A 2,710-nucleotide genomic window follows, 5' to 3' on the forward strand; every position below is an offset into this window, starting at 1 on the left:
CCCTGACGCTCTGGCTGATCTCCGTCCTGGTGTTCGTGACGACCCAGGCGCTGGGCGACCCGGCCCGCGCCATCCTCGGCCGCTCGGCCACGCCGGACCGCCTGGCCGCGCTGCGCGAGCGGCTCCACCTCGACCAGCCGCCGCTGGAGCGCTACCTGTCGTGGCTGGGCGGCCTGCTGCGCGGCGACCTGGGCACGTCACTGGCCGCGCAGGAGCCGGTGAGCACGCTCATCGGCGCCCGGGTGGCGAACAGCTCGGTCCTCGTGGCCGTCTCCGCGGTGCTGATCATCCCGCTGGCGTTCCTGCTCGCGCTCGTGGCGGCGCGGCGGCACGGCCGGGTGACGGACCACGCGGTCCAGGTGGGCATGCTCGCGGTCGCGGCGCTGCCGGAGTTCGTGATCGGAATCCTGCTGGTCGCGATGTTCTCCACCACGGTGTTCAGGTGGCTGCCCTCGGTCTCCATGTCGGCGTCGGTGTCCGGCGCGCCGCCGTGGGCGGATCCGCTGTCGATGATCCTTCCCGTGGCGACCCTGGCGCTGGCCGTGGTGCCGTACGTCAGCCGCATCCTGCGGGCCTCGCTGATCGAGGTCCTGGAGAGCGACTACGTGGAGATGGCCCGGCTCAAGGGCGTGCCCGAACGGCTGGCGGTGCGCCGCCACGCGCTGTCCAACGCGATCGTGCCCGGCATCCAGGTGACGGCGCTCCAGCTCGCCTGGCTGGCGGGCGGCGTGGTCGTCGTCGAGTACCTGTTCCAGTACCCGGGCATCGGCGTGAGCCTCGTGGACGCGGTACGCAACCGCGATATCCCGGTCATCCAGGCGCTGGCGCTGCTCATCGCCGCGATCTACGTCGTGGTGAACCTGATCGCCGACGCCCTCACGATCCTGGTGACCCCGCGACTGAGGACGGCGACCAGATGAGGACGTCGCGCACCTGGGTGGGGCTGTTCCTCACCGTCGCCGTGGCGGCCCTCGCCCTGGCCGGGCCGCTGATCGCGCCGTACGACCCCACCGAGATCGTCGGGAGACCGTACGCGCCGCCCGGCGGGGCGGCCCTGCTCGGCGCCGACTACCTGGGCCAGGACGTGTGGACCCGCTTCCTGTACGGCGGGCGGTCCGTCCTGATCACCGCCACGCTGGCCACGCTGCTCGGCATGGTCCTCGGCATCGTCGTCGGCATGGTCGCCGGGTACGCCCGAGGCTGGCCCGACGAGGTGATCATGCGGTTGAACGACGTGGTGCTGGCCTTCCCGCAGATCGTGCTCGCCCTCGTGCTCCTCGCGACGGTGGGCCCCGAGCCGTGGCTGGTCGTCCTGGTGGTCGGGGTCTCGCACGCGCCCAGGGTGGCCCGGCTGGCCAGGGGAATGACGACGACCCTGGCCACGCGCGAGTTCGTCCAGTCGGCCGAGGCGCTCGGCGAGCGGCGCACCCGCATCCTGTTCTCCGAACTGCTGCCCAACATGTCCGGCCCGCTGCTGGCCGAGGCGGGGCTGCGGCTCACGTACTCGATCGGGCTGGTCGCCTCGATCGGCTTCCTCGGATTCGTGTCGGACCCTCGGGCGGTGGACTGGGGCATGATGATCAACCAGAACCGGCTCGCGCTGCTCGTCCAGCCCTGGGCGATCCTGTCGCCGACGATCGCGATCGCGCTGCTCACCATCGGCACCAACCTCGTCGCCGACGGAATCGCGCCCGCCGCGGCCGGCAACGGCAGGCGGGCCGCCGCGGGCACGCGGGGCTCCGGAGCGACGTCGTGACCGCCGCCCGCTGCTCGGTCGAGGCGCTCCGCGTGGAGCTGGACCACGGCGGCCCGGACGTGGTCGACGGCGTCGCCTTCGAGGTCTTCCCCGGTGAGGTGCTGGCGCTGGTCGGCGAGTCGGGCAGCGGCAAGACCACGGTCGGCACGGCGCTGCTCGCGCACACCCGCAAGGGGGCGAGCATCGCCGCGGGCGCCGCCCGGATCGACGGCGAGGACATGCTGAGCCAGTCCCCCGCCGCCGCCCGCAGGCGGCGCGGCTCCGTCGTCGCCTACGTGCCGCAGGACCCGGCGGCCTCGCTCAACCCGGTGCTGCGGATCGGCTACCAGATCCGGGAGGCTCTCGACGTGCACGGCGCGGGCCGCCGCGCCGACCGGCTCGCCCGGGTCCGCGAGGCGCTGGAGGACGTGGCGCTGCCCACGACGGACGAGTTCCTGCGCCGCTACCCGCACCAGCTCTCCGGCGGGCAGTTGCAGCGGGTCGCCATCGCCATGGCCTTCGCGCCCCGGCCCAAGGTGCTCGTGCTCGACGAGCCGACCACCGGCCTGGACGTGACCACCCAGGCGCACGTGCTGGCCACGGTCCGCGACCTGTGCGCCCGCCACGGCGTCGCCGCGGTGTACGTCACCCACGACCTGGCCGTGGTCGCCGAACTCGCCCATCGCGTCGCGGTGATGTACGCCGGGCAGATCGTCGAGATCGGCCCCAAGGAGGAGGTCTTCGCCGCCCCCTCCCACCCCTACACGCGGGCTCTCATCGCCGCGATCCCCAGCGTCACCGAGGAGCGCGCGCTCACCGGCATTCCCGGCCGCGCTCCGGCGCCCGGCGGGCGGCCCTCCGGCTGCCGCTTCCACGACAGGTGCGCGCTGGCCATCGCCGAGTGCGCGGAGGCGGCCCCGCCCATGGCCGCCGTCGGCGACGGTCACCTGTCGCGCTGCCTGCGGGCCGAGCACG

At 73.8% G+C, this 2,710-nt stretch carries 3 protein-coding genes; all 3 read left to right on the top strand.

All coding sequences use genetic code 11. The features are described 5' to 3' along the window. Positions 1 to 2: 2 nt before the first annotated feature. The gene (locus tag DQW85_RS11435; protein WP_113700321.1) at positions 3 to 920 is read left to right on the top strand and encodes an ABC transporter permease; all 918 of its coding nucleotides are present in this window, start codon (positions 3 to 5) and stop codon (positions 918 to 920) included. Then, a complete protein-coding gene (locus DQW85_RS11440; RefSeq protein WP_113700322.1) occupies positions 917 to 1,756 on the top strand; it encodes an ABC transporter permease in 840 nt (279 codons plus the stop codon). Before DQW85_RS11435 ends, DQW85_RS11440 begins: the two co-directional genes overlap by 4 nt. After that, the coding region (locus DQW85_RS11445; protein WP_162794903.1) for an ABC transporter ATP-binding protein at positions 1,753 to 2,710 on the top strand (958 nt) is incomplete at its 3' end. The genes DQW85_RS11440 and DQW85_RS11445, both read left to right, overlap by 4 nt.

This window comes from Nonomuraea lactucae (genome assembly GCF_003313395.1).
Classification (GTDB): Bacteria; Actinomycetota; Actinomycetes; order Streptosporangiales; family Streptosporangiaceae; genus Nonomuraea; species Nonomuraea lactucae.